Origin of the sequence: Rhodococcus sp. (in: high G+C Gram-positive bacteria), assembly GCF_049299235.1 — a bacterium.
In the GTDB taxonomy this organism is placed as follows: Bacteria; Actinomycetota; Actinomycetes; order Mycobacteriales; family Mycobacteriaceae; genus Rhodococcus.
This window is the reverse complement of record NZ_JBAQXC010000397.1, coordinates 1-3,726: the sequence shown is the minus strand read 5'-3', so window position 1 is coordinate 3,726 and position 3,726 is coordinate 1. Positions and strand designations below refer to the sequence as shown.

Annotated in this window: 2 protein-coding genes and 1 pseudogene; all 3 read left to right on the top strand. The window is 66.5% G+C overall.

The window, feature by feature from the left end; all coding sequences use genetic code 11:
- Positions 1–64 precede the first annotated feature (64 nt).
- Positions 65–1,216, top strand: coding sequence for a cystathionine gamma-synthase (locus WAX14_RS24485; RefSeq protein ID WP_422630637.1), 1,152 nt, complete (start codon positions 65–67; stop codon positions 1,214–1,216).
- Between the two features lie 8 nt (positions 1,217–1,224).
- On the top strand, positions 1,225–3,177 hold the full coding sequence (locus WAX14_RS24480) for an SEC-C metal-binding domain-containing protein (protein ID WP_422630636.1): 1,953 nt from the start codon (positions 1,225–1,227) through the stop codon (positions 3,175–3,177).
- Positions 3,178–3,389: 212 nt separating this feature from the next.
- Positions 3,390–3,726: pseudogene (locus tag WAX14_RS24475) on the top strand (lytic transglycosylase); the annotation flags it as partial.

The window sequence follows — 3,726 nt, the reverse complement described above, 5'->3', positions numbered from 1 at the left end:
GTCCCGGTGACGTCTTCGGTGTCACCGGGACCGTGCCGGGGCCGATGCCGATAGGCTGGGCGGTATGAGTGATCAGCACAGTCACGGATTCTCCACCCGAGCCGTCCACGCCGGCTACGAACCCGATCCGCAGACCGGCGCGGTCAATGTGCCGATCTATGCAAGCTCCACGTTCGCGCAGGACGGTGTCGGTTCCATGCGCAACGGATTCGAGTACGCCCGCACCGGCAACCCGACGCGCAGGCCGCTCGAAGCGAATCTTGCTGCGATCGAAAATGGTTCGTACGGAAGGGCATTCGGGTCCGGTATGGCCGCGACCGACTGCGTCCTGCGGTCGATGTTGCGTCCCGGCGACCACCTGGTGATCCCGAATGACGCGTACGGCGGCACGTTCCGTCTCATCGACAAGGTTTTCACCCAGTGGGGCATCGAGTACACACCGGTCGCGGTCAACGATGTCGACGAGGTGCGTGCGGCGATCCGCCCGGAAACCAAGATTGTCTGGATCGAGACGCCGACGAACCCGTTGCTCAACATCGGCGATATCGCCGCGATCGCCGAGGTCGCGCATGATGGAAACGCAAAGATGGTGGTGGACAACACGTTCGCGTCCCCGTATCTGCAGCAGCCGTTGACGCTCGGTGCCGACATCGTGCTGCACTCGACGACGAAGTACATCGGCGGCCACTCCGATGTGGTCGGCGGCGCGTTGGTGACGAACGACGAGGAACTCGACACCGCGTTCGCGTTCCTGCAGAACGGTGCCGGCGCCGTGCCCGGACCGTTCGACGCGTTCCTGACGCTGCGCGGCATCAAGACGCTCGCGTTGCGGATGGAGCGGCACAGTGACAACGCCGAGCAGATCGTCGACCTGCTCGCCGGTCACCGGGCCGTGAGCCACGTGCTCTACCCGGGGCTCGAATCGCACCCCGGGCATGCACACGCGGCCAAGCAGATGCGCCGGTTCGGTGGGATGATCTCGGTGCGCCTCGCCGGTGGCCGCGACGCTGCGCTGGACTTCTGCAAGCGCACCGAGATCTTCACCCTCGCCGAATCCCTCGGCGGCGTCGAATCTCTCATCGAGCATCCGGGCGCGATGACGCACGCGTCGACCGCAGGCTCGGCGCTGGAGGTGCCCGACGACCTGGTGCGCCTGTCCGTGGGCATCGAGGATGCCGCGGACCTGATCGCCGACATCGAACAAGCGCTGGGCTAGAGATCGCCGTGAGCACGGACTCCGACTTCCCGGACGCAGTCACCGTCGCCGCGCTCGACGTGCTCCGGCGGCATGGTCCGCTGACCGACGAGGACCTCGCCGCACACCTCGTCGAGGCAGGTTTCGACATCGACGAGGACTCGGTGATCGACGTCGATCACCCCCTTCTGGACCTGCTGCCGGACGGGCGGAACGTCGCGTGTGATGCCCTGCTGGACGGTCGGGTGTTCACCCATCGGCTCTCGGCCGCGGAGATCGCGGCCGACGCTGTCGGCGTCGCCGAGATCGGCATCGTGCTGTTCCCGGTGTGGGGTGGCACGGACGAGCGCCATGCGTTGGTTCTCAACGACCCGGACGACGGACGCCTCGTCGAGCGGGGACTCGCGGACGGCGACCTTCCGGACGACGAGATCCTGCTGCTGCCGCGTGGGTCGCTGGCGGGCTGGGCGGCCGGGGATGTGATCGCCGTGACGTCGGCCGACGGTCACGTGCGGTGGCGCCGGGTCGACGGCGACCTCGCCGCGGGGCCCGACCTGACAGCACTCGTCGCTGCCCTGATCGACGATGCTGCCCTGATCGACGACGCTGCCCTGATCGACGACGCTGCCCTGACCGATGACACTGCCCTGATCGACGGGGCCGGGTTTCCGCTTGTGCTCGACGACGTGCTGTTGACTGCTGTGGCGACCGACCCGGCCGCGTTCGCCGAGCCGGCCGTTCCGGTCGACGAATGGATCAATGGCGCCGGTTTCGACCGATTCGGGGATTTCATCGCCCCACGTGGATTCGACTTCACCGAACACGCGCGCGAACGCAGTCTCGCGCACTACGCCGACATACTCGAACTCGACCGGGACGTGCTTCCGGATGTTCTGGCGTTCCTGGCGCTCGTCGAATCGTTCGACGACGGTGCCGAACCCGACATGCGATTGGTCGACGCCGGTGCCGCGCTGTATCTGGGACTGGCCGATTCGTACGTGGCATCGGTCGTGATGGGCGAGATCGTTCGACGTGAACTCACGCCCACCGCGCTCGCGCGCGCGGCGGACGTCCTGTTGGCCTTCGGATCCCGCCGTATCGCGGCGCCCGCGCACTGGTTTGCGGGGCGAGCAGCCGAGTTCGACGGCCGGATGCAGGATGCGGAGAGCCACTACGAGCGGTCGCACGGTGCCGACATCGATTTTGTGCCCGCGCTGATCGCGCTCGCGCAGATCGCCTCCGACCGCGGTGACGCGGCGCGCGGCCTCACCCTGCTCGATCAGATCGTCGGTGGAGACAACGAACCACTGTACGAGGTGCTGCGATTCTATCGGCCGGTCGACCGTCCCGATCTCGGCCGCAACGATCGCTGCTGGTGTGGTTCCGGCCGCAAGTACAAGGTGTGTCATCTCGGCAAGGCAGACCATCCGCTGATCGAGCGCGCGGCGTGGCTGTACCAGAAGGCCGTGCTGCACACCGAACGTCCCGAGTGGTCCGCGCTGTTGTTCGAGCTTGCGGAGGTTCGCGTCGCGCACGGTGACGGTGGTGACGAGGCCTATCTGGCGGCGATCGTCGATCCGCTGGTCACCGATGTGACGTTGTTCGAGTTCGGGGCCTTCGCGCAGTTCGTCGAACAGCGCGGTGCCCTGCTCCCTGAGGATGAACGGGCGTTGGCGGGGCAGTGGCTGGCGGTGACGCGTTCGCTGTTCGAGGTGGAGAATGTTCAGCGAGGTGAATCGATGGTGTTGCTGGATCTCCGCACCGGCGGGACCTACGAGATCGCGGACCGGGCTGCGAGTCGCAGTGTGCGCGCCGGCGACCTGCTGTGTACGCGGGTCGTCCCGGTCGAGGACGCCTGGCTGATCGTCGGAGGCGTCGAAACGGTCGCTCAGCAGCAGCGGTCTGCGGTACTCGGATTGCTCGACGACCCGGATCTCGACCCCACGGTTCTTCTGGATCGGTTGTCGGGCGGAAGCGACTGACGACGTGCTCGCACGTCCGGCGGGTGTCGCCGGTCACGTGCACCAAGTTTTCTGTAACCTCGGGTACGGGGTGACGGCAAACACGCCGGCAAGCCGAATAGTGAAACACGTTCTCACATATATGTGATATGAACGTGGGGAAACCGTACCGGTGATTGATCTCACAACGTACGGTGAAGGCGTTCCGGATTCGGATGGTGGGGAGTTCGCGTATGTCAGTCGACGCGTCGGCCGTGATCGTTGCGGTGGCTACGGCCGCAAGCGCACTGGTGCAGGGAATCGACATTCCGGGGGAAGTCAAGGATCAGGTAACACAGGTCATCGAGTCGTTCGAACAATCCGCGCCGGGTGTCGACAAGCAGGTGGCAGACATGGTCGCCGCGCTACCCGAATCGGTGCGGCCTGCCGCGCAGCAAGCGGTCGCCGACGCGACGAACTCGGTGGCGACAGCGATCGAACCGCACCTGCCGCCGGAAGCGGTCGCGGCACTCGTGGCGCCCGGTGACGGTCCACCGCCCGGACTCGCGCCGGCCGCTCCCGCCCCGCGTC